Below are 21,716 nucleotides of genomic sequence, written 5' to 3'. Positions count from 1 at the left end.
CTGATCGACTACATCGCTACGGAGCGACATCCGCGCACCCCGCGCACGCGCTCGCTCGGCATCCGGGTGCCAGTGCGGTTCACTCGCCTTGCGGCTCGCGCCCCACCGGAAACGCGTCGCCCCTACTCGCTCTTCTCGGGCTGGTACTCGGGCGTGAGATCATCCGGCGAGATGTTCGCGCCCGCTCGCACCGAACGGGAGCGCGTGGCGTTCTCCTGCACGTGCTCGCGAATCGCGCGCTCGACTCCGGACCGAACGTCCGCGGCGCGCTCCTCCTCGGAGGGCTTGGGCTCCTCGAGAGGCGCAATCACGCGAATGAGCGAGATGCGCTGCCCGCGCATGGACTGCACCTTGAACTTGTACCCATCGGACTCGAAAACCTCGCCAATATCGGGCAGGGAGTCGCAAAGGTCGAGGATCCAGCCGGCGATGGTCTCGTACTCGTCGCTCTCCTCGATGGGCCAGCCGAGCTCGATCGCGTCATCGCACGGGAAGCGGCCATCGACCAGCCACTCGCGCTTGGAGAGACGCGTGAGGTACTTGTTGTCGGGGTCGAACTCGTCCTCGATCTCGCCGACGATCTCCTCGACGATGTCCTCGATGGTGATGATGCCGGCAGTGCCACCGTATTCATCAACCACCACGACGATCTGGTCGTGCGCCGTCTGCATCTCGGAGAGCAGAGGCAAGATGTCCTTGGTGTCGGGGATAAAGGTGGCGTCGCGCATGAACTCGGACACGGGGCGATCGCCCTCGCCGCCCATGACGGGGCCGATCAGGTCCTTGATGTGGGCGATGCCGACCACGCCGTCCTGATCCTCGTGGAACACCGGCATACGGGAGAAGCCCGTCTGGCGCATGAGGTTCATGACCTCGGTGACCGTCTGGATATCCTCGGCCATGGTCACGTCGACGCGCGGCACCATGACCTCGCGCGCGGAGGCGTCACCCAGGTCGAACACCTCATGGATGATGCGCTTCTCCTCGTCGAGCAGGGTGTCCTGCTCGTTGATCATGTAGCGGATCTCCTCCTCGGAAACGTTCTGCCGGTCGTCGGCGTTCTTGATGCGCAAGATGCGGGCGAGACCGTCGGCGGAGGCCTGCGTCAGCCAGACGAGCGGGCGGGCGACCTTCTGGAACACCGTGAGCGGTTTGGCGACGCGCTTGGCCATGCCCTCGGCATCGGCCAGGGCGATGCGCTTGGGAACAAGCTCGCCCACAACAATCGAGAGGTAGGACACGGCGAGCGTGATGAGCACGGGCGCGAGGCCGGGAGCGACCATGGTCAGCGCATCGATGCCGAAGCTCGACAGCCACTGCGCGAGCGGGTCGGACAGGTTGGTGGACGCGACCGCGGAAGACGCAAAGCCCACGAGCGTGATCGCAACCTGAATGGTGGCGAGGAAGTTGCCGGAGTTGGCCGCGAGCTCGGCGGCGCGGGCGGCGCGGCGGTCGCCTCCTTCCGCCTCGTGGTCGAGCACGGCACGCTTGGCCGTGGTAAGGGCCATCTCCGACATGGAGAAGTAGCCGTTGACGATGGTGAGGACGAGCGTGGTGATGATACTGATGGTGATGTCCATGGGGACGGGTTCAAACCTCCTGGGTAGGTGTATGGCGCGAGCAATGTGTAATTGGGGACGGGTGCGAATTGCACATCGCACGATGCACGCAAATCGATGTGTAATTTGCACCCGTCCCTCATTACACATCCGAGGATTTACGCACCAGAAGCTAGATCACGAAGAGGACCACCGCCAAGAATTGCAGCACGCTGCCGGCAAGAACCCACAGGTGGAAAATACTGTGCATATAGCGAATCTTCTTGAGAACGTAAAACACCGCTCCGACGGTGTAGCACACGCCGCCCACAGCGAGCAGAACGAGCGCGGTGGGATGCAGTGCGGCGACAAGCTGCGGCAAGCGGAAGACGACGAGCCAACCCATCGCGACGTAGATTACAGCGGCGAGCCAATGGGGCTGGCGCTCGCGCATGAACGCCTCGAACAGCACGCCCGCGATTGCGATCGCCCACACGGCGATGCACAGCGGGATACCGCCGGCATCGGCCAGCGTGATGAGGCAAAACGGAGTGTACGTGCCCGCGATGAGCAGGTAAATGCAGCTATGGTCGATCACGCGAAAGACGCGCTTGGCAGCCGGGACGGCAATGGCGTGATACAGCGTCGATGCAAGATATTCGAGGATGAGCGCGATGCCGAAAATGATCGCACTGGCGAGCGACGCCGGATGGGCCCCATGCATGGCCGCCTTCACGACCATGACGACGAGCGCGGCGATGCCGAGGGCGACGCCTATGCCGTGCGTGATGGAGTTCGCGATTTCCTCACCCAGCGTGTACTGGGGCACCAAGTGACGCTTGACCGTACGAGCCGCCGCCTTGACCGGCGCTCCGACGGTGGCGACCGCCTCCTTTGCGGTCGAACCGGCGGCATGCAGCAAGCGCTGCGCCCGCGATGCCGCGTCGGCGCGCGCTATGGGAACAGGGGCAGCCGCGACATCGGGTCGCGGCGAGGGACTGTCACTCGCGTCAGGCATGGTCTCAGATCGTCCTCCAAAAATAGCTACATTGCTCGTTACTATAGCAAAATGACGTGGTACGCGCGAGGAAGCGCACCACGTCACCCATGTCTATGAAGACTCGCCACAAACCGCGCGCGGGCGCGCGGCGCCGGCTCATCACGCCAGGCCGAGCTGCTTTTTAACACCGGTCGCACGCCTGCGGCTGACCGGGATGCTCGCGTCCGTCCGGCCGAGCTTGAGCTGCATGAGGCCGCTCGGCTTGAGCACCTCGACATCGCGGACGTCGTCGATGTTCACCAGGAAGCTGCGGTGCACGCGCAGGAACCCCTCATTTGCCAGACGGCGCTCCAAAACCGAGATGGAATCATTGACCAGGTAGGTGCCGGCCTCCGTATGAGCGGAGGCGTAGTCGGCGCGGGCCTCGATATAGGCGATGTCGGTCACGGGGATGTAGGTGCGCTTGCCGTTGCGCTCGCCCTGGATGCGGCGCACGGGCTCGGCCACCGCCGGCCGGCGGGCGTTGAGGGCGTTCTCGACCTTGTCGAGCGCCTTCTCAAGGCGGTCCTGCTCAACCGGCTTGAGCACGTAGTCCGCCGCGTCGAGCTCGAACGCCTCCGCCGCGTACTCGGAAAACGCCGTCACGAACACGATCACCGGGGGCTTCTTCAGCTTTTGCAACGTATCTGCGAGCTGAACACCGCTCGTGCCGGGCATTTGAATGTCGAGGAACAGCACCTCGGGACCAAAGGCCAAGATCTTCTCGACCGCCTCCGTCGCCCCGCCGGCCTCCTCGATGCGTCCGACGCGGCCGTCCTGCTTGAGCAGGTAGTTCAACTCAGCGCGAATCGGCGGCTCGTCATCGACAATCAAAACACGCCATGCCTGGTCGGCCATGCCATCTCCCTTGTCCCATGGGCTCTGCGCCCAACACGTCATCCAATCAAATCGGCCGCGACGCGCAACCGTATGTCGCGCACAGTCAGGACCTTAGTGTAACGCGGGCGCAGGGCACGGCGCGCCCGCATCGACCCGCAAGACGCGCTGTGCCGCGGGCCGAACCGCCGTCACCTGGCAGAGGGAAGCGCCGTCCCCTCCGGCTCGTGAGGTTCGCCGATCAGGTCGACCGTCACGCGCGTTCCCACGCCCTCCTGCGATTCGACGTGGATGCCCGATTCCGCGCCAAAGAAGAAGTGTATGCGCATGAGCACGTTGACGAGGGCCAAGCCGCCGCCGCGCTTGAGCGAGCCGTCCGCCGTAGTGGGAGCGTCCCTCCTGCTCATGGACTCGAGCTTGGCCTCGACGCACTCGCCGTCCTCCTCGGTGCAACCACACGAGCACATATCGTCCTCATCGCGCTTCACGTCGAGCAGGTGGGCGAGCGTCTCCTCGTTCATGCCGATGCCATCGTCCTCGACAACGATCTGGATACCGTCATCCGTCTCAAGGGAGGAAAGCTTGATGGACAACGGCTCGACCTCGCGCATCGCATGCTTGATGCAGTTCTCGAGCAGCGGCTGCAAGATGAACGGCGGGACGCGGCAATCGAGGGTGAACGGGTCGAAGTCGACTGAAAGCTTGAGACGGCCGTCGCCGTAACGCGCCTGCATGAGGTTGATGTAGCGCATGCCCTGATCGAGCTCGTTCTCGAGCGAGGTAAGCGCATCGGAGTTCGACAGCGTCTGGCGATAGTAGTTCGAGAAGTCGATGAGCAGCGAGCGCGCCTTCTCCGGCTCCGTTCGCACCAGCGACACGATGGTGCCGATGGTGTTGAACAGGAAGTGCGGATCGACCTGGGACTGCAACGCGCGCAGTTCCATGCGGGCGCTCAGGTCTTCCTGGCGCTCGAGCTCGAAGCTCGCCAGCTGTGTGGAGATCAGCTCGGCAAAGCCCGTGGCGAGCGCAGTCTGGCGCGCGTCGATGTCGCTGTAGCGCGGATAGTACAGCTCGAAGGTCCCCATGCAGCGATCGCGGACGATGAGCGGCGCTGTGATGCCGGCCTGCAGGCGCGGGAAGAAATACGGCTCATCGGGACCGGACGTCTCGCGCGCAAAAACCTCCATGCGTTCGTTCTCGATGACGCGCAGCGTGCTCTCGAGGACGACCGGCGTACCTGTGGGGCAGCGGTCCGAATCCTCGCCCCAACTCGCGATGACCGCCGTGCCGTCGGTAATGCAGATCGCCGAGGCCAGGGTCTCGGGCAGGATCAACTTGCAAGCGCCCAGCGTCGCCTCGGGCGCCAGACCGTGACGGATGTAGGCGAAAATCTTGCTCGCAATGCCAAGCGTTCGGTCGGTCGCGGAGAGCGAGAAATCATCGGGCGCGACGAACACGTATGCAAAGAAGAAGCACAGCAAGACGAGGCCGGCGATGGTAATGACCGCAGGGACCGGGTTAGGGTTGGCCACGAATTCGAGGGCCAGCAGGCCGAGCAGCATCGGGACGCACAGGATGAGGCCGCGCAGCGCCCAACTCTGGGCGACGCGGAAGAATTTCGTCTGATTCCAACGGGCAAACGGCCGCCGCACGCAAACACCTACCTTTTTAATATTCATCGCACGCGCTCCATGATACCAATCGGCCGAAAAAAGCGCCCACCCCGAATAGCGGGATGGGCGCTCGTGTCGTCCCCCTGGAGCGGCGCCCTGCCCCGCCCCGGGTAAACGTGGGGACTCCCCGGCCCCTCCACGACGCCGCTTCTCTGTCTGATGCGAAGCCGCTACGCCTGGAGGCAGAGCCAGGGAGCCCTATGGGAGTAACTCAGTTACTCGGAGTACTTGTTGCCCTCACCGAAGGTGCCGGCGTCGACAATCCAGCCGTCCTTCATGATGACGTCCATGTTGTCAACGTTGAGGGTGTGGATGTCAGCGGCGACATCGCCGTTGACGACCAGCAGGTCGGCGCACTTGCCGGCCTCGAGGGAACCGGTCTCGTCCTCGATGTGGCACATCTTGGCACCGTTCAAGGTGGCGCAGGTGATGGTCTCGACCGGGGTGAAGCCGATCTTGTCCACGAACTCGTACATCTCCTCGATGGAGCAAGTGCCGTAAGGAGTGACGAAGGAGAAGGAGTCGGAACCGATGGTCATCACGACGCCGCGCTTCTTGGCCTCGCGCAGGCAGTCGTAGTTGCGCTGGAGCTCCTTCTCGACGAGGGTGCCCTCGTACTTGTCATGCAGCTCGGGCACGTAGACCGGCGGATAGGTGGAGTACCAGGTGGGCAGGAAGGCGATCGTCGGGGTGAAGAAGGTGCCCTGCTCGGCCATGAGGTCCATGGTGCGCTCGTCGATGTCGAAGCCGTGAATCAGCTGCTCGCAGCCAAAGCGGACGGAATCGTAGGCAGCGGCGTGGTTGTTGTAGCAGTGACTCCACACCGGGATGCCGACCATCTTGGCCTCGTCGATGACGGCCTTGATCTCCTCGGAGCAGTAGTGCTGGTCGCGGCCGGAGTCCCAGCGCCAGATGCCACCGCCGGTAGCCCAGATCTTGATGGCGTCGGGGTTCTCACGCAGGCGACGACGAACGGCCTTGCGCAGATCCCACGGACCGTCGACCTGGTCGCCCCAAGGATGGGACTCTTTGTTCTCGAGCTGGCTGCAGTGGTGGGAGTCACCGTGGCCGGCGGTGCGGCAGAAGCCGAGGCCGGTGGCGAGGACTCGAGGACCCTTGAAGACGCCTTTCTCGATGCAGTCGCGGACCTGGATGCCGAAGCGGCCGATCTCGCACACGGTGGTCAGACCGTGGGTGAGGCAGTCGTAGGCCTGCTTGACGGCGACGGCCTGCTTCTCGAGAAGCGGCTGCATGACCCAGTCGGTGTCATCGTCGGTGAGGTTGCCGGAGAAGTGCAGGTGAGTGTCGATGAGGCCGGGCATGACGGTCTTACCGGCAGCGTCGATGACCTCGTAGCCCTCAGGGGTGTCCTGGTGGGCGCCGGCGTACTCGATCTTGCCGTTCTCGTCGACGAGAACCAGGGAGTTCTCGACCGGCTCGGCGCCGGTGCCGTCGATGAGCTTGCCTCCGACGATTGCATACTTCTTACCCATGTTGTTCCTCCTTATTGGAACTTTTGGATTGGCTAGTGGCACCCGGCCACGCGGGGTACGTGCGCGGCCGGGCATGCCGCAAGAGAGGAGAGACGCGGCGGGTATGCCGCGATGGAACGCGGAGCTCGGTGCACCTTGTTCCATGGTGGGGTCGGCGCCGGGGCGCTCTCCCCTGGGGATCGGTGTGGACCCCCCGGAATGCGGCGGGCGCGTCGTGTCGTGCGCCCGCCGACGAAGGGGTTTCGCTACTTCTTGGCGCGAGCCTTGGTGGCGAACATGAGGATCAGGCCAACGACCAGCCAGCCGAGCACGATGGACCACTCAACCATGTTGAGGGAGGCCGGGCTGAAGGGCAGGACGAGCAGGCCGATGATCACGGCGCCGGCCAGGATGGCCAGGAAGATGCCGAACTTGCCGCCAGGGACCTTGTAGGGACGAGGCAGGTCGGGCTCGGTGTAGCGCATCTTCAGGCACGCAAGGGCGACCATGGTGCAGGAGAAGATGAACGCCAGGGCGGACACGTTGGTCAGCGGGATGAGCATGTTCTTGCCCAGGAACGGACCGATGACGGTGATGACACCGAGGACCACGCAAGCGAGCTTGGGGGCGCCGGACTTCTCATCAACCTCGGCGAACTTCTCGGGGAGCTGACCCTTGCGGCCCATGGCGAGCATGATGCGGGAGGTAGCGCCGTAGAAGGAGTTCATGGGACCCATGGGCCCGAGGGTGGCGATGACGAGCATGGCCACGTACAGGATCATGTTGATGTTCTTCAGGCAGGCCAGAGCGGGGACGGGCTGAGCCACGAACTCGTTCCAGGGGAGGATGGTGCCGAAGGAGTAGATGCAGACCATGTAGAAGCCACCGGCGGCCAGGAGGGCCAGGGTGATGATCTTGCCGAACTTGTTCCAGTTCAGACCCTCAGCGGCCTCCTCGGCCTGCTGCGGGATGGTGTCGAAGCCCGCATAGAAGAACGGGGTCAGCACCAGGACCGAGACGATACCTGCGAGCAGGTTGGTGGACTCGGTCTCGGCGACACCGCCGCCAGCGCCGGCGACCTGGGAGAACACAGGCATGGCGTTGTTGGGGGAGCCGGTTATGATGGAGACGCCCATGGCGAGCAGCATGCCGCAGAGCAGGGCCTTGGTGAGGAAGGCCTGCAGCTTGGCAGCGGAGCTGGCGCCGCGGAAGTTCAGGAAGACCACGTAGCCGGCGAAGGCAAGCGCGATCAGCGTCGGGAACAGGTAGACGTCTGCACCGAGGATGGTGTAGAGCTTGACGGCGCGGAGCCACTCAAGACCAGGCAGGCTGCCGAACATGTCCGAGACCAGCGTGGAGATGGCGATTGCCTCCCACGGGCACAGAATGCCGTTGCCCAGAGCCAGGAGCCAGCCGGTGATGTAGGACACCGTGTGACCGAAGGTGCGGTCGACGTACTCCACGATACCGCCGGAAACCGGGATGGCGGCCGTAAGCTCGCCAAACACCGCTCCGATGGGCACCAAGGCGATGGCGCCCAAGAGGAATGCGATCATAGCGGGGACAGGACCGCCGCCAACGACCATCCAGTCGCCGACCTGCAGGACCCAACCGGTACCGATGATGGCGCCGAAGCCGATGGTGAAGAAGTTCCACAGCGACAGCGTCTTCTTCATGCCGCCCTGATCGGCAGCAGAAGCGTTGGTTTCCGCCATAGCACGCCTCCTTTCTTTTGTTTGGGGCCGACGTTTCCACTCGTCGACCCGCCCCCTCGCGCTCGCCGGTTTGGCGGGCGCCTTTTCCACGTCCTGAAGAATATTGCCAACCGATGTGAAGGTTTGCGGTCAGTCGACGTTCGGAATGTCATCGCAGACGAACGGGCGCCGTTCTCCGACTAACGGTCGTTGCGCGAAAGAGCGGCCGCGCCCGATTTTCCGTTCACCGCTCAAATCGACCAGTCGCGGAAGTGGGGTTCGCCACCACCAAAGTAGGTTATAAGGCGAGCGGCCCTTCGCAGCGCCCCGGCCCGATCGCACCCGGACGCACGGCTGCCCAGCTGTTTATATTTGGGCTGGTAGAATGTACTTCGTTTGTTTTCGATGGCGTTTGAGCCGTCTCGATCCGGGAGGCACCGATGGACGACCGATACCGCGGGGACGACCCCCGTCGCTCCGTGCGCCTTGCATCCTCCGCGAATAACGGGCCCACGCGCGACCGCGCTCCCCTGCCGCTCGGCGTCAACGAGCGGACGCGCGGCGTGGGATCGCGCCCGATGAACGGCAACGGAGTTCGCTCGAGCAGCGGCGGCGCCCCGCATCCCGAGTTCCGTCCTCCCGCGCGGGCAGCGGCCAACGCCCCTGTGTATCGCGGCCCCCGCACGCCGCGCTCGCAGAGCCCCCACGCCCCGCGCCCACAAGGCGATCGGGACCCGCGCCCCATGCGCCGGGACCCCTACGCCCGCGATTCCCGCGTCGGACGGGCGTATCCCGACCCACAGGCGCGCGCAACGGGTAGGCCCTCTTCCGGTGGCCGCGCGCAAAACCAACCATCTCGCGACGCCGGTCAACGCCGAACCCTCAACGGAAGCTACGCCCACACGCCCTCACGTCACCGCTCAAGCGGAGGCCGGGGTCCGCGCGCGGGATACGTAGGCGGGCCTTTGCGTGGGGGCCGCAATACCGGCCGCATCTTCTCGCGTCCCACGTGGCGATCCGTGCTGTTCAGCCCGCGCGGAATCGCCGTGCTCTTGGTTATCGCGGTGATTGGTGCGGGAGGCCTTGGCATCAACGCCAAAATCCAACGAGACAAAGCGGAGGAAGCCGCGCGCATCGAGGCGAAGAAGGAAAAGGAGCGCCTCGCCAAGCAGACGGTCAACCCGTTCAAGCTCGGGCCCACCGCCATCCCCGTCTCCACGCCGCGCTCGCAATGGACGGCGGGCACAATGCCGCATCTCTATCAAACCGACCCGCTCTGGGCGAACAAGCCTTACGCCGGAAGCAACATCCGCATCGCCGGCTGCGGCCCCACGAGCCTTTCCATGGTCTACACATACCTGACGGGCAAGACCGATCTCGATCCAGTCGCCATGGCCTCGTTTGCCGAGGAGCACAACTTCGCCCCCACCGGTGCGACCGAATGGCGCTTCATGACCGACGGTGCCGCCGCCATCGGATTGAGATCGACCCCCGTGGCCCCTTCGCGCGCGAGCATCGCATCCGCGTTGGATGCCGGCATGCCGATCATCTGCTGCCTCACGCCCGGCGACTTCACCACAGTCGGGCATTTCCTTGTCATCAAGGGCATGGACAGCCGCGGCATGGTCGAAATCCATGACCCCAACAGCCCCTACAACAGCGCAAGACGCTGGCCGATCAGCCAGGTTCTCCCGCAAATCGAAGCGCTCTGGGCCTTCTCGCTCTAAGGCCATACAAATAGACGCCCCGGGGCAGTAAGCCGGGGCGTCTGGGAGGGGGAGGCTCTGTAAGCGTCACGCGCGATGCAGCAGCCACACGCGGCGACGGAAATCATCGGACGCCCGGCCGGCTCGAAGCGGCAGCCGGGCGCCTGACGACATAGGGGGCACTAACCGACGATGCGGGTACCGGAGAGGCCGGCCATGGTCTCGGCAGCCTTGTCCAGGGCGCCGATGATGCAGGTGCGGCCCTTGCGGGAGCGAGCGAACTTGATGGCGGCGCGGACCTTGGGCTCCATGGAACCCTTGCCGAACTGGCCCTCGTCAGCGAGCTTCTCGGCCTCGTCGGCGGTGAGCTCCTCGAGCTCCTGCTGATCGGGCTTACCGAAGTTGATGGCGACGTGCTCGACGGCGGTCAGGAGGAACAGGACGTCGGCGGAGCAGTCCTCAGCGAGGAGCTCGCCACCCATGTCCTTGTCGATGACGGCGGCGACGCCCTTGTAGCAGCCCTTGTTCTCGTAGTCGCGGACGACGGGGATGCCGCCGCCACCGCAAGCGATGACGATGAACTCGTTATCGAGGAGGTTGAGGATGGAGTCGGCCTCGACGATCTTCTTGGGTTCCGGGGAAGCCACGACGCGACGCCAGCCACGGCCAGAGTCCTCGACGAAGGTCATCTCGGGGTTCTCGGCCATGATCTCCTTGGCCTGCTCCTCGGTGTAGAAGGGGCCGATGGGCTTGGTGGGGTTGGCGAAGGCGGGATCGTCCGGGTCGACCTCGATCTGGGTGACGACGGAGGCGGCGTGCCAACGCTTATAGCGCTTGTGCATCTCGCGGCCGATGCCCTGCTGCAGGTGATAGCCGATGTAGCCCTGGGACATGGCGCCGCACTCGGGAAGGTCCATGGAGGGGGTGCCGATGGCGTCGTGAGCAGCGGCGAAGGCGTTCTGAATCATGCCGACCTGCGGGCCGTTACCGTGGGTGATGATGATCTCATTGCCCTGCTCGATGAGGCCGAGCAGCGCGTGGGCGGCGTGGCCGACCTTCTCGATCTGCTCTTCAGGGGTGTTGCCGAGGGCGTTGCCGCCGAGGGCGACGACGATGCGATCGGGCTTGCCAAGGGGCTTGGACATAACTGCCTCTTTTCTTCTCGTTTTGCTGGTAACAAATATTCACCAGCTGACGTACTTTATGCAATATACCCTCCCAAGCACAATCGATTAACAATGATTTCGACTGTCTTGGTGAACGGACGATAATTGGCGATAAACGTTATATCCCAAGGATATAGGCATAGTTTGACCACATTGCTCAAACGGTTTTGCACGCCTTAAATCTGTATACCTATCCTGCCGATTTGGCTTGTCTATTCATCTCTATACAAGATTCTGCGCGAATATGCGTACCTGTTATTGCAATGGAGTGACGTCCGATCTGACAGGCCCCGCAGCAGTCGCGAGGCCGAGCGCGAACGTAGGGCCGGGGACGAGGGCGAGCGCGGGGCCGGGGGCAGGGGCGGGCTCTGGGCTGAGCGCGGGGCCGGGGGCGGAGCTGGGCCGGGGCAGGCCCGGCCCCTCGAGATGCAACGTAAGTCACGTTTGGCGCATCAAAAACGTGACTTTGGTTACACCTCGGGCCCCGGCGCAACGGCGGCGGCCGCACCTCGGGCCCTGGCTCAACGGCGGCGGCCGCACCTCGGGCCCTGGCTCAACGGCGGCGGCTGCACCTCGGGCCCCGGCTCAACGGCGACGGCCGCATCTCTACTCAAAACAAAAGCGCCCCCGCCGAACATCTCGACGGGGGCGCACAAATCGCTCTGTGCTACAAAGCGCAGCTCTCGAAGACTACTCCTCGTTATAGAGGGTCTTGAGCTTGACGAGGTGCTTGTAGCGATCCATGGCGGCAGCCTCGTTGGCGGCGAAGAGCTCCTCGGCGCGCTCGGGGAACGCGGCGGTCAGGCTCGCGTAGCGGGCCTCGTTCATGAGGAACTCCTGGTAACCGCCGGCCGGCTCCTTGGAGTCGAGGGCGAACTTCTTGCCCTCGGGGGCAGCCGGGTTGTAGCGGAACAGGTTCCAGTAACCGCAGTCCACGGCCTTCTTCATCTCGGCCTGGCAGTTCTGCATACCGCCCTTCTTGATGGAGTGCATCTCGCAGGGGCTGTAGCCGATGATGATGGACGGACCGTCGTAGGCCTCGGCCTCGTGGATTGCCTTGAGGGTCTGAGCCGGGTTGGCGCCCATGGCGACCTGTGCCACGTACACGTAGCCGTAGCTCATCGCGATCTCGGCGAGGCTCTTCTTCTTGATGTTCTTGCCCGCGGCGGCGAACTGGGCAACCTGGCCCAGGTTAGAGGCCTTGGAGGCCTGGCCGCCGGTGTTGGAGTACACCTCGGTGTCGAACACGAAGACGTTGACGTTGTTGCCGGAGGCCAGGACGTGGTCCAGACCGCCGAAGCCGATATCGTAGGCCCAACCGTCGCCGCCGAAGATCCAGAAGGACTTCTTGGTGAGGTACGCCTTGTCGGCCAGGATCGCCTTGGCCTTATCGCAACCGCAAGCCTCGAGCTGCTCGATGTAGGCGGCAGCCGCGGTCTTGGAAGCCTCGGCGTCGTCGCGGGAGTCGATCCAAGCCTGAGCGGCGGCCCTCAGCTCGTCGGTCGCGCAGTCGGAAGCCATGAGCTCCTCGGTCTGGGCGACGAGCTTGCCCTGAACGGCCTTGTAACCGAGCTCGAGACCGAGACCGTGCTCGGCGTTGTCCTCGAACAGGGAGTTGTTCCACGCCGGGCCATGGCCGTTCTTGTCGGTGCAGAACGGGGAGGTCGCGGCCGGGTTGCCCCAAATGGAGGAGCAGCCGGTGGCGTTGGAGATGAACATGCGGTCGCCGCAAACCTGGGTCACCAGGCGAGCGTAGGCCGTCTCGGCGCAGCCGGCGCAGGAGCCGGAGAACTCAAGCAGAGGCTGCTTGAACTGGCTGGACTTGACGTTGTTGCCGATGAGCTCGGGCTTCTCGGCGACGTTGGCCACGCAGTAATCGAAGGTCTTCTGCTCCACGAGCTCGCCCTCGGCGGGAACCATGGTGAGCGCGTCCTTGGGGCAGACCTTGGCGCAGTTGGTGCAGCCCATGCAGTCGAGCGGGCTGACGGCGATGGCGAACTTGTAGCCGGTGTCCTTGGGGATCTTCACATCCAGCATGCGCATGGTCTCGGGCGCCTCGGCGACCTCGGCCTCGTTGAGCGCGAAGGGACGGATGGTGGCATGCGGGCAGACGTAGGCGCACTGGTTGCACTGGATGCACTTGGTCTCATCCCAGTGCGGGACCATGACGGCCACGCCGCGCTTTTCGAACTGGGAGGCGCCCAGCTCGAACTGACCGTCGGCGCAATCCTTGAACGCGGAGACGGGCAGGGAGTCGCCGTCCATGCGGGCGATGGGCTCCATGAGCTCCTTGACCTGCTTGGCGATGGCGCTCTTCTCCTCGTCGGAGAGGACGGAGGCGGGAGCGGCGTCGGTGGCGTCGGCCCAGTCGGCCGGGACGTCGAACTTCACAAAGGCAGTGGCGCCGGCATCGATGGCCTTGTGGTTGGCCTCGACGATGGCCTCGCCCTTCTTGGCATAGGACTTGGTGGCCGCTTCCTTCATGTAGCGGATCGCGTCCTCCTGCGGCAGCACGCCGGCCAGGGCGAAGAACGCGGACTGCAGCACCGTGTTGGTGCGCTTGCCCATGCCCACCTTGGCGGCCAGGTCGATGGCGTCGATCAGGTAGACGTTGATGTTGTTCTGGGCGATGTAGCGCTTGGCGTTGGCCGGCATGTGGGAGGCAAACTCCTCGGGCGTCCACTGGCAGTTGACCAGGAACGTGCCGCCGGGCTTGACGTCGCGGACCATCTTGAAGCCCTTGATGATGTAGCTCGGGTTGTGGCAGGCCACGAAGTCGGCCTTGTTCACGTAGTACGGCGAGCGAATCGGGGAGTCACCGAAGCGCAGGTGCGAGGTGGTCACGCCGCCGGTCTTCTTGGAGTCGTACTGGAAGTAGGCCTGGACGTACTTGTCCGTGTGATCGCCGATGATCTTGATCGAGTTCTTGTTGGCGCCAACGGTGCCGTCGCCGCCGAGGCCCCAGAACTTGCACTCGATGGTGCCCTCGGCCGCCGTGTTGGGGGCGTCCGGATCCATGGGCAGGGACAGGCCGGTGAGGTCGTCCTCGATGCCGATGGTGAACTCGCGCTTGGGCGCGTCGGACTTGAGTTCCTCGAAAACCGCGAAGGCAGCCGCCGGGGGCTCGTCCTTGGAGCCGAGGCCGTAACGGCCGCCGGTCACCACGAGGTCGGAGCGACCGGCCTCGTACAGGGCGGAGACGACGTCCTGGTACAGCGGCTCGCCGATGGAGCCGGGCTCCTTGGTGCGGTCGAGCACGGCGACCTTCTTGACGGTCGCGGGCAGCGCGGCCACGAAGTCCTCGACGGACCACGGACGGTACAGGCGGACCTTGACCAGGCCGACCTTCTCACCATGGGCGTTCAGGTAGTCGATGACCTCCTCGAGCGTATCGCAGAAGGAGCCCATGCACACGACCACGCGGTCCGCGTCATCGGCGCCGTAGTAGTCGAACAGATGATAGCTGGTGCCGAGCTTGGCGTTCACCTTGTCCATATAGGACTGAACGATGGCGGGCAGCGCGTTGTACGTGCCGTTGCAGGCCTCGCGGTGCTGGAAGAAGATGTCGCCGTTTTCATGGCTGCCGCGGGCCGCGGGATGCTCGGGGTTGAGCGCGTGGTCGCGGAACGCCTGGACGGCGTCCATGTCGCACATGTCCTTGAGGTCCTCGTAATCCCACACGGCGACCTTCTGGATCTCGTGCGAGGTGCGGAAGCCGTCGAAGAAATTGACGAACGGCGTCTTGCCGGTGAGCGCGGCGAGGTGGGCGACGGGCGAAAGGTCCATGACCTCCTGGACGTTGCCCTCGGCGAGCATGGCGAAACCGGTCTGGCGGCAGGCCATGACGTCGGAGTGATCGCCGAAGATGTTGAGCGCGTGGGTGGCGACGGTACGGGCCGAGACGTGGAAGACGCTCGGCAGGCCCTCGCCCGCGATCTTGTACATGTTCGGGATCATGAGCAGAAGACCCTGCGATGCCGTGTAGGTGGTGGTGAGGGCACCAGCGCCCAGGGAGCCATGCACGGCGCCGGCGGCGCCGGCCTCGGACTCCATCTCGACCACGTTCACGGGCGTGCCGAAGATGTTCTTCTTGCCCTGAGCGGCCCACTGGTCGACATGGTCGGCCATGGGGCTGGACGGCGTGATGGGATAGATTCCCGCCACCTCGGTGTACGCGTACGAAACGTACGCGGCGGCCTCGTTGCCGTCCATAGATTTGAACTTGCGATCTGCCATATACCCCTCTCCTCTCGAACTAGGTATATAAGGCGCCGGGGCCAGGCGGACCCCGGGTTATATATGAGAACGGCCCCGCGCGGGGCGCCAAGCGCGACCCGGAGGCGGTCCTTCCCATAGGTGGTGCGCGCGGCATGACGAATCGACGCGGAACTACGCACGCGTCCTCATTGTACCCCGCTCGGCGACGCGAATGCCGACAATCGGGGTTCATCGGCAAACGTTTTACCCAGATAAATTCGCAGGTCATCGAGCAGCTTGAACAACGCCTGGCGACGCTTGCGAACGGGGCCTCCCCAAGCCAGGCCCCCTATCAAAATTGTTGCTCAACATTTTGTCCGCACGGGCGCATACGGTAGAGACATCGGATTCTATGGACAGGAGGAGCCATGGGAAACTCGAATGCAACGCCGGCGGCCCAGGCCGGCATGACCGCCGCCGAAGCGCGCGCGGCGGTGCACGCCCGCAGGGAGGCTCTCGCCCGCGCCGAACGCAGGCATCGGGAGTGCTGGGATGAGACGGAGCGCATCTCCAACCTGCGCGAGCGCCTGTGCGATCTCAAGCGGGAGGATCGGGCGCGCCAGATCGCCAGCCTCCAGCTGGACGCCGAGGGCGCAGAGCCCGGATGCGAGGTCAGCGCCGTATGCGACCGCGTGGCCGAGGAGGCCGCAGCCCTCGAACCCCCGTGCACCGAGCCCCACGCCGAGCAATGCCGCTGCCCCAGATCCACCACCTACCGCGAGCTGCGTCGCCGCATCGCCTACCTCAAGAGCGCCGTGACCCAGACGGACCTGCAGGCGGCGTTTTTCGACCTGTACTCCGCGGAGCTCGAGATGGACAAGGCCCGTGCAGAGCTGTTCTGCCTGCTCAGGGACCTGCCGGAACGCATCGTGCAAGAGATTGGCGAACAGGTGCCCACGCAGGAAGATTTCGACGAGTTGCCCAACGCCTGGGGTATTGCCGCTGTCGAGAACCACATGCGCGGAGAGGGCCCTGCCGACGAGCCGGATCCAGTCGACCAGCTCAATTACCGTAGGTGGCTCGTCGAGCTCTCCCAGGGAGCGCTCGACTATTCCGGCCACCTCGAACATGAGATGGCCCGTCATCGCATCGAGCTCGAGGTGCTCGAGCAGCAGGCTGCGACCGTCGATTTCTTCGAGGGAGACGAGCTCGAGCAGATCGCCCAGGCAGCGGTGCTGCAAAAAGCGCGCATCGACGCATGCCGAGAGCAGCTCGATGAGCTCGCCTCCGCCGCCGGCGCACTCGACAAGCGCATGGAGGCATCCGAGGCGGAGCTGCAGCGCTTTCTCGGCAGAGAGGAGTAGGGTCGGGCCCTTCGGCGGGCCAGCCGGCGATGTGCCGCTAGCGCGCCATCTCGGCCGCACCCTCCACTAGGACGAACGTCGTACGCGAACCCAAACGGACCTCATCGCCGGGATGTATCTCCACGGCTTCGTCTTTTGCGATGCGCACCAGGGCCGAGCCGTCGCCGTCGACCACCACGGTCCCGTTGCTGGAGCCAAGATCGCTCAGCATCCAGCGTCCCAAACCGGCATCGGCGGCCTCGTACCACACGCGCGCATGATGGGCCGAAACGTCTCCGGCCACGTCGGTGATATCCTCCGCACCCGTGGCCAATGCGCCGATCTCGGCCCCGGCCGAACCGGACGAGACCCAATACGGTTCGCTGGCGATGACCCCATCCACGATGCGCACAAACCCGAGCACGCGCGGCAGCACAAGATCGACCTGCGTCTTCTTGGGATCGAGAGAGACCGGGCAGGATGTGGGCGTGCCGAGCCTGCCGCCCATCAGGCAGCGGATGTACTCTGTGGTGTAATCGACCGCTCGGCCAACGTTGGCCGAGCACCCCGCCGCCACGAGCAGGACCAAGGCAGCCTCGGCGCGCTCCCCCACCGTGTAACCCTCGCCATCGCGCACGCGGGCCAAGGCGTTGCGGTAGAGGCGCACGTCATCATGGCTCGCCTCCAGCGCACGCACCATGGGTTCGCCCGCCTCGCCGCACACCATGTCGAGAATCTCCGCGCAGGTGCGCGAGCCCGAACGGCTGGTGCGCAGGCGGTTCATCACGCGCTGCGCCGCAACACCGTAATCGCGGAACAGCCGCTCCTGAGACGCATCGGCCGGGGCGTGCACCACAAAGCGCGACACCCAGCTTCGATCGGACGAACGGCTCTGCGGGCTGCGCCCATCGGCAAGCGGTCGTTCGGACAAGATCATCGAGGCCAGCTCCTTATGGCTGATCCCCCCAAATCGCTTGAGTATGTCGAACAGGGCCCCGCAGGGCGTCTGCTCATTCGCGCGCTTCAGCGGCATCTGGGACCTCCGTATCCTCGGGCAGGGAGGCGTGGGCATCGGACCCCTCCCCCATAATCGAACGTTGCGCCGCCATATGCGGCAAGCCGGCGACGGGCGCGCCGAAGGGCCGTGGCAAGGCCGTGGTGGCGTACTCGAGCACAAGCGGGCACCACGCCGCCGCAACCGCCAGGAACAGCGCAGCGAACAGTGGGGACCTTCCGATCACGCCCAAGAACGAGACGTGCGAGACGAGCGCGAACACAAGCGCCGAGCCCGCCGCCAGGGCGAGCGTCCCGCGCACGAAGCCCGCGCGCGTGCCACCGGCCCGAGCGCGCCCCGCCAGGGCGCAGACCGCCGGGAAGGCGAGCGTGAGCCCCACGAGCACGGCGGGAACCTCCCCGCGGGCCGCGAGGGACCCCAAGCGGAACAGGACCGTTACCCCGTCAAGCAGCAAGGCGGTCACGCAGATCATCGTGACGAGTGCGGCGCCGGACAAAGCCATGCCCACCACGCCGATCAGGCGGTTCACCGCGTACGGGGACCGGCCCTCGCGACGACGCACCTCGCCCCGGCACGGAATCAAGCGCTCGCCACGCAGAGCACGCCGAACATTTTGGGCATAGCGCGCGCAAAACGCCGAGAGAGCGTCACGCAGGACCTCCGCCGAGGGCCGCGCCTCTTGTCCCGGTGCGAACGCGGGGGCGAGCACCTCGGTGAGCTGGCCATCGACGCGATCGAGAGCGCGTTTGAACTCGAGCTCGTCGTGCGCATCGGTCACATCCAGCGAGACCCCCGTCGCAACCGCCGCGACCTCGGGTTCGAACATGAGCACATCGCCCAAATGGAACGCCGCGTGATGCGCGGCCACGAGCGGGCGCGGGGGCTCGTCCATCTTGATGCGGTAGAGCGACTCGCCCGCTCGACCCTCGAGCTCGAAGGGCGGCAGGCCGCAGGCCAGCTCGAAGATGACGCTCGCTGCGGCGTAGACGTCGATCTTCTCGGATTTGCGCAGCTCGACGAGATTGGGCAGGTCGCCCGTGAGCATCTCGGGCGGGGCGTAATCGGGCGTTGCGCGCCGCAGCGTCGCATAGCGCATGGTGTAACCCGGAGCCCCCATGGGATCGAGGTGCACGGAGGAGCCGAAGTCGATCAGGCAGAGGTCGAAGGCGCCGTCGGCCGCCTGCTCGGTGACCGACAGGTGCGCTGTTCGCACAAGGATGTTCGACGGAGATATGTCACGGTGGACGAAACCGTCCCCCACCAGGTCGAGACGCGTGAGCAAGTCGGCCAGATCGCGGCCGATGCGGGCGGCGACGAGCGGCGCGACTCGACCGGCCTCGTCAACCGAGAGCATGCGCGCAGCCACACTGAGCGTCACGCCCTCAACCCACTCCATGACGATCGCGGGGGCATCCCCGATGTGCGCGAAACCGAACAGGCGCGGGAAGCCCTTGAAACCGGAAAGCGATCGATGGCTCTCGTATTCAGCGCGAAACGCCGTGTGCGCGAGGTCGACGCGAGCCGCAAAGGACGCATCGTCCTCGTGCTCGGCGCGAACCGGCGTATTCAGGGTCTTGAGCGCGCAGGTCTCGCCAAGGGCGTTCGTCGCGCGCACGACAGTGCCCAATCCGCCACGGCGGGCGGAGGAGTCGTCCACGAACAGAATGCCAAAACGGCGGTGATATGTCTCGCGCTCGGGCTCCGCCATACGGAAGGGCTCCTCAAAGCCCTCGAGGCGCACCATGCGCGCGCCGCGGACATAACCGCTGGGATACGGCGGTGTGGAACGGTTCGGATCGGCGCCCGAGCGAGCGGGCGCCTCATGGGACGGGCCGACCTCCGCGGGCCCAAGCGGCTCGGTGGTGCGCGGGGTCATATCCTCGGCTGACGCGCTCATAGGCTGAACCTCCCGTACACCTGCTGGAATTCGGCGAGCTCCGCGCCCTGGGCTCGACGGATGGCATCGATGCCCGTGTTGACGGTATCGGGGTTGCCCGCATATTGCCATGAACTGTGAACGACCCCGGCATAGGTTGCCAGCAAGCGATACATCCTGATGAGATCGCCCTGCGCCGCCTTGTACCGCGAATCGTTTGCGACCAGAATCTCGTCACGCACATGCATGTACTCGTTGACCAGACGGTCTCGCACGCTCGCAGCCTGCGCCGCTCGGGTACCGCACGTGCCCGCGTCCGCCATGCAATCGTTGTTGAAAGCGGCGGTGATGCCATTGATCTCGCCCACATATCCGCTGATGCGGCCGGCCGAGGCGCTCAAAGCGTTGTAGAACTGCCGCTCCTGCTCCTCCGTGACCGCGGGCTCCGTGGGGACCTCCGCCGGCGGGGCGGGGTCGGGAGCGGGAGTCGACGTGCCGCCCGCATTGCCGTGCGAGCCGCCAGGTGCATTGGAGCCAGCGCCCGCACCGGTCGAGCCCGACGCGCCGGGCGCCGAGGACGCACCGGAAGCTCCGCCGCCCACAACACCGGAGATAACCTGCTCGAAGGCCACGCCGCCCAGCGTGAGACCGCCGGCGTGACCATCCTCAGACGAAGTGGAACCATCCGCGGCCGCCTCGCCGGCCTGCGCCCCGCCATCGGAACCCGCACCCTGCGAAGCGCCGCCGACAAGGGCGCCGGACCCGAACAGCCCCTCGACAAACGCATCGGCGAAGCCTCGCTCCTCGGTGCGCTGCGCGACCTGGATCAACGACGGCAATGAGGCGGCATAGGTGACGACGCCTAGGCCAAGCAGGGCGAATGAAAAGGTGACGAGTCCCACCAGGCGAGGAGGCAGCGCCGTGCGACGCAGGCGCCTGCGCGATGTGTCGAAGATGCGCATCGCAACTCCTCTCGCGACGGACGGGGCGCTAGAGCGCGCGACGCGCCTCGATGGCACGCCCAAGGGTTAACTCGTCTGCATATTCGAGGTCGCCGCCCACGGGCAGGCCGCTCGCCAGCCGCGTGACGGTGATACCGAGCGGCTTGATGGTGCGCGCCAGATAGCTTGCGGTGGTCTCTCCCTCGATGTTGGGGTTTGTGGCGATGATGACCTCCTCGACCTCCTCCGTGCCCAGGCGGGCGAGCAGCTCCCGCACGTGGAGCTGCTCGGGACCGATCTTGTCCATGGGGCTGATCACGCCGCCGAGCACGTGGTACAGGCCGCGATAGCTGCCCGTGCGCTCGATTGCCGAGACGTCGCGGGGCTCCCCCACCACGCAGATGCGACCGCGATCGCGCGAGGAGTCCTCGCAGATCGCGCATTCATCGCCCGTCGCGTAGTTGAAGCAGCGACTGCAGAAATGGACCTCGCTCTTCACCATGAGAATGGCGTCCGCCAAGCGGCGCGCCTCCTCGGCGTCGGCCTCGAGAAGGTGATAGGCGATACGCTGAGCGCTCTTGGGACCGATGCCCGGAAGGCGGCCCAGCTCATCGAGAAGGATTTGTAGACTGCGGTCGGCGCTCATGCGCGTTTGCCCTCCCAAAATGGCGCGACAGGCAACACATGTGTAATTGGGGACGTACCCCAATTACACATGCCCGGCTAAACGAAGCGGTCGAGATGAAATCTCTTGGATTTAGAACGGCATACCGGGCATGCCGACGCCCATGCCACCGGTGGCGGCGCTCATGCGCTTGTTGGCGATCTCTGCCACACCGCGGTAGGCCTCGTTCACAGCGGCCACGATCATGTCCTGGAGCATATCGACGTCCTCGGGGTCGAGCGCGTCCGGGTCGATGGTCACGGACTGGAGCTGCATGTTGCCATCCACAGTGACCTTGACCATGCCGCCGCCGGCACTGGCGTCGACGGTGACCTCGTTCATGGACTCCTGGGCCTCGGCGAGCTTCTTCTGCATCTGCTGGGCCTGCTTCATGAGCTGCTGCATGTTGATTCCGGCCATGGGTTCTCCTCACTAGTAAAGCCTGCGGTTTAACAGGCGGGTCATTCCAAGGGGCATGGTACCACGTGGGGCGGACACAAGCGCATATCTCCCCTGTACGGAAGAGGGTTTATGGGCGCTCCGCCCCGCGAACGG

At 65.1% G+C, this 21,716-nt stretch carries 15 protein-coding genes; 2 read left to right on the top strand and 13 right to left on the bottom strand.

All coding sequences use genetic code 11. The features are described from left to right. Window positions 1-122 precede the first annotated feature (122 nt). From FY258_RS00665 to FY258_RS00640, 6 genes are all read right to left on the bottom strand, one after another. On the bottom strand, window positions 123-1,580 hold the full coding sequence (locus FY258_RS00665) for a hemolysin family protein (protein ID WP_118102405.1): 1,458 nt from the start codon (window positions 1,578-1,580) through the stop codon (window positions 123-125). 151 nt (window positions 1,581-1,731) lie between these two features. Further along, the gene (trhA, locus tag FY258_RS00660; RefSeq protein ID WP_259324382.1) at window positions 1,732-2,556 is read right to left on the bottom strand and encodes a PAQR family membrane homeostasis protein TrhA; all 825 of its coding nucleotides are present in this window, start codon (window positions 2,554-2,556) and stop codon (window positions 1,732-1,734) included. A 141-nt stretch (window positions 2,557-2,697) separates the two neighbouring features. After that, a complete protein-coding gene (locus tag FY258_RS00655) occupies window positions 2,698-3,435 on the bottom strand; it encodes a LytR/AlgR family response regulator transcription factor (protein ID WP_118102404.1) in 738 nt (245 codons plus the stop codon). 170 nt (window positions 3,436-3,605) lie between these two features. After that, complete coding sequence (locus tag FY258_RS00650) at window positions 3,606-5,093, bottom strand: sensor histidine kinase (RefSeq protein WP_118102403.1); 1,488 nt, start codon at window positions 5,091-5,093, stop codon at window positions 3,606-3,608. A 209-nt stretch (window positions 5,094-5,302) separates the two neighbouring features. Next, window positions 5,303-6,580 carry a metal-dependent hydrolase family protein gene (locus tag FY258_RS00645; protein WP_118102402.1) on the bottom strand — a complete coding sequence of 426 codons (1,278 nt, stop codon included), beginning with the start codon at window positions 6,578-6,580 and terminating at the stop codon, window positions 5,303-5,305. A gap of 245 nt (window positions 6,581-6,825) precedes the next feature. Beyond that, a complete protein-coding gene (locus FY258_RS00640; RefSeq protein WP_118102401.1) occupies window positions 6,826-8,274 on the bottom strand; it encodes an APC family permease in 1,449 nt (482 codons plus the stop codon). Window positions 8,275-9,218: 944 nt separating this feature from the next. Here FY258_RS00640 and FY258_RS00635 point away from each other — a divergent pair. Next, on the top strand, window positions 9,219-9,980 hold the full coding sequence (locus FY258_RS00635; RefSeq protein ID WP_259324381.1) for a C39 family peptidase: 762 nt from the start codon (window positions 9,219-9,221) through the stop codon (window positions 9,978-9,980). A 161-nt stretch (window positions 9,981-10,141) separates the two neighbouring features. On the opposite strand, the gene arcC is transcribed toward FY258_RS00635, so the two are convergent. Both arcC and nifJ read right to left on the bottom strand, forming a co-directional pair. Next, window positions 10,142-11,104, bottom strand: a complete 963-nt coding sequence (arcC, locus tag FY258_RS00630) for a carbamate kinase (RefSeq protein ID WP_118102400.1) — start codon at window positions 11,102-11,104, stop codon at window positions 10,142-10,144. A 711-nt stretch (window positions 11,105-11,815) separates the two neighbouring features. Beyond that, window positions 11,816-15,361 (bottom strand): pyruvate:ferredoxin (flavodoxin) oxidoreductase, encoded by a 3,546-nt coding sequence (gene nifJ, locus FY258_RS00625; protein ID WP_118102399.1) that lies wholly within the window; start codon window positions 15,359-15,361, stop codon window positions 11,816-11,818. Window positions 15,362-15,750: 389 nt separating this feature from the next. Between nifJ and FY258_RS00620 the strand changes: the two genes are divergently transcribed. Further along, window positions 15,751-16,686 (top strand): hypothetical protein, encoded by a 936-nt coding sequence (locus FY258_RS00620; RefSeq protein ID WP_118102398.1) that lies wholly within the window; start codon window positions 15,751-15,753, stop codon window positions 16,684-16,686. A 37-nt stretch (window positions 16,687-16,723) separates the two neighbouring features. On the opposite strand, the gene FY258_RS00615 is transcribed toward FY258_RS00620, so the two are convergent. From FY258_RS00615 to FY258_RS00595, 5 genes are all read right to left on the bottom strand, one after another. After that, entirely contained in the window at window positions 16,724-17,698 is a 975-nt protein-coding gene (locus tag FY258_RS00615) for an FHA domain-containing protein (protein WP_220396004.1), read from the bottom strand. Next, the gene (locus tag FY258_RS00610; RefSeq protein ID WP_182279350.1) at window positions 17,676-19,577 is read right to left on the bottom strand and encodes a serine/threonine protein kinase; all 1,902 of its coding nucleotides are present in this window, start codon (window positions 19,575-19,577) and stop codon (window positions 17,676-17,678) included. The genes FY258_RS00615 and FY258_RS00610 overlap by 23 nt, the downstream gene beginning before the upstream one ends. After that, window positions 19,574-20,518, bottom strand: coding sequence for a hypothetical protein (locus FY258_RS00605; RefSeq protein ID WP_118102396.1), 945 nt, complete (start codon window positions 20,516-20,518; stop codon window positions 19,574-19,576). Before FY258_RS00605 ends, FY258_RS00610 begins: the two co-directional genes overlap by 4 nt. A gap of 28 nt (window positions 20,519-20,546) precedes the next feature. Next, window positions 20,547-21,143, bottom strand: coding sequence for a recombination mediator RecR (recR, locus tag FY258_RS00600; protein ID WP_118102395.1), 597 nt, complete (start codon window positions 21,141-21,143; stop codon window positions 20,547-20,549). A 111-nt stretch (window positions 21,144-21,254) separates the two neighbouring features. Further along, a complete protein-coding gene (locus FY258_RS00595; protein WP_118102394.1) occupies window positions 21,255-21,581 on the bottom strand; it encodes a YbaB/EbfC family nucleoid-associated protein in 327 nt (108 codons plus the stop codon). Window positions 21,582-21,716: the final 135 nt, after the last annotated feature.

Origin of the sequence: Collinsella intestinalis (assembly GCF_902364775.2) — a bacterium.
In the GTDB taxonomy this organism is placed as follows: Bacteria; Actinomycetota; Coriobacteriia; order Coriobacteriales; family Coriobacteriaceae; genus Collinsella.
The sequence above is the reverse complement of the archived record's forward strand: the minus strand, read 5'-3'. Positions and strand labels throughout refer to the sequence as shown.

What these genes read in the sequence shown, in the direction of transcription:
- FY258_RS00665 (WP_118102405.1), bottom strand. Translation starts at nt 1,580, where the DNA reads ATGGACATCACCATCAGTATCATCACCACGCTCGTCCTCACCATCGTC.
- trhA (WP_259324382.1), bottom strand. Translation starts at nt 2,556, where the DNA reads ATGCCTGACGCGAGTGACAGTCCCTCGCCGCGACCCGATGTCGCGGCT.
- FY258_RS00655 (WP_118102404.1), bottom strand. Translation starts at nt 3,435, where the DNA reads ATGGCCGACCAGGCATGGCGTGTTTTGATTGTCGATGACGAGCCGCCG.
- FY258_RS00650 (WP_118102403.1), bottom strand. Translation starts at nt 5,093, where the DNA reads ATGAATATTAAAAAGGTAGGTGTTTGCGTGCGGCGGCCGTTTGCCCGT.
- FY258_RS00645 (WP_118102402.1), bottom strand. Translation starts at nt 6,580, where the DNA reads ATGGGTAAGAAGTATGCAATCGTCGGAGGCAAGCTCATCGACGGCACC.
- FY258_RS00640 (WP_118102401.1), bottom strand. Translation starts at nt 8,274, where the DNA reads ATGGCGGAAACCAACGCTTCTGCTGCCGATCAGGGCGGCATGAAGAAG.
- arcC (WP_118102400.1), bottom strand. Translation starts at nt 11,104, where the DNA reads ATGTCCAAGCCCCTTGGCAAGCCCGATCGCATCGTCGTCGCCCTCGGC.
- nifJ (WP_118102399.1), bottom strand. Translation starts at nt 15,361, where the DNA reads ATGGCAGATCGCAAGTTCAAATCTATGGACGGCAACGAGGCCGCCGCG.
- FY258_RS00620 (WP_118102398.1), top strand. Translation starts at nt 15,751, where the DNA reads ATGGGAAACTCGAATGCAACGCCGGCGGCCCAGGCCGGCATGACCGCC.
- FY258_RS00615 (WP_220396004.1), bottom strand. Translation starts at nt 17,698, where the DNA reads ATGCCGCTGAAGCGCGCGAATGAGCAGACGCCCTGCGGGGCCCTGTTC.
- FY258_RS00610 (WP_182279350.1), bottom strand. Translation starts at nt 19,577, where the DNA reads ATGAGCGCGTCAGCCGAGGATATGACCCCGCGCACCACCGAGCCGCTT.
- FY258_RS00605 (WP_118102396.1), bottom strand. Translation starts at nt 20,518, where the DNA reads ATGCGCATCTTCGACACATCGCGCAGGCGCCTGCGTCGCACGGCGCTG.
- recR (WP_118102395.1), bottom strand. Translation starts at nt 21,143, where the DNA reads ATGAGCGCCGACCGCAGTCTACAAATCCTTCTCGATGAGCTGGGCCGC.
- FY258_RS00595 (WP_118102394.1), bottom strand. Translation starts at nt 21,581, where the DNA reads ATGGCCGGAATCAACATGCAGCAGCTCATGAAGCAGGCCCAGCAGATG.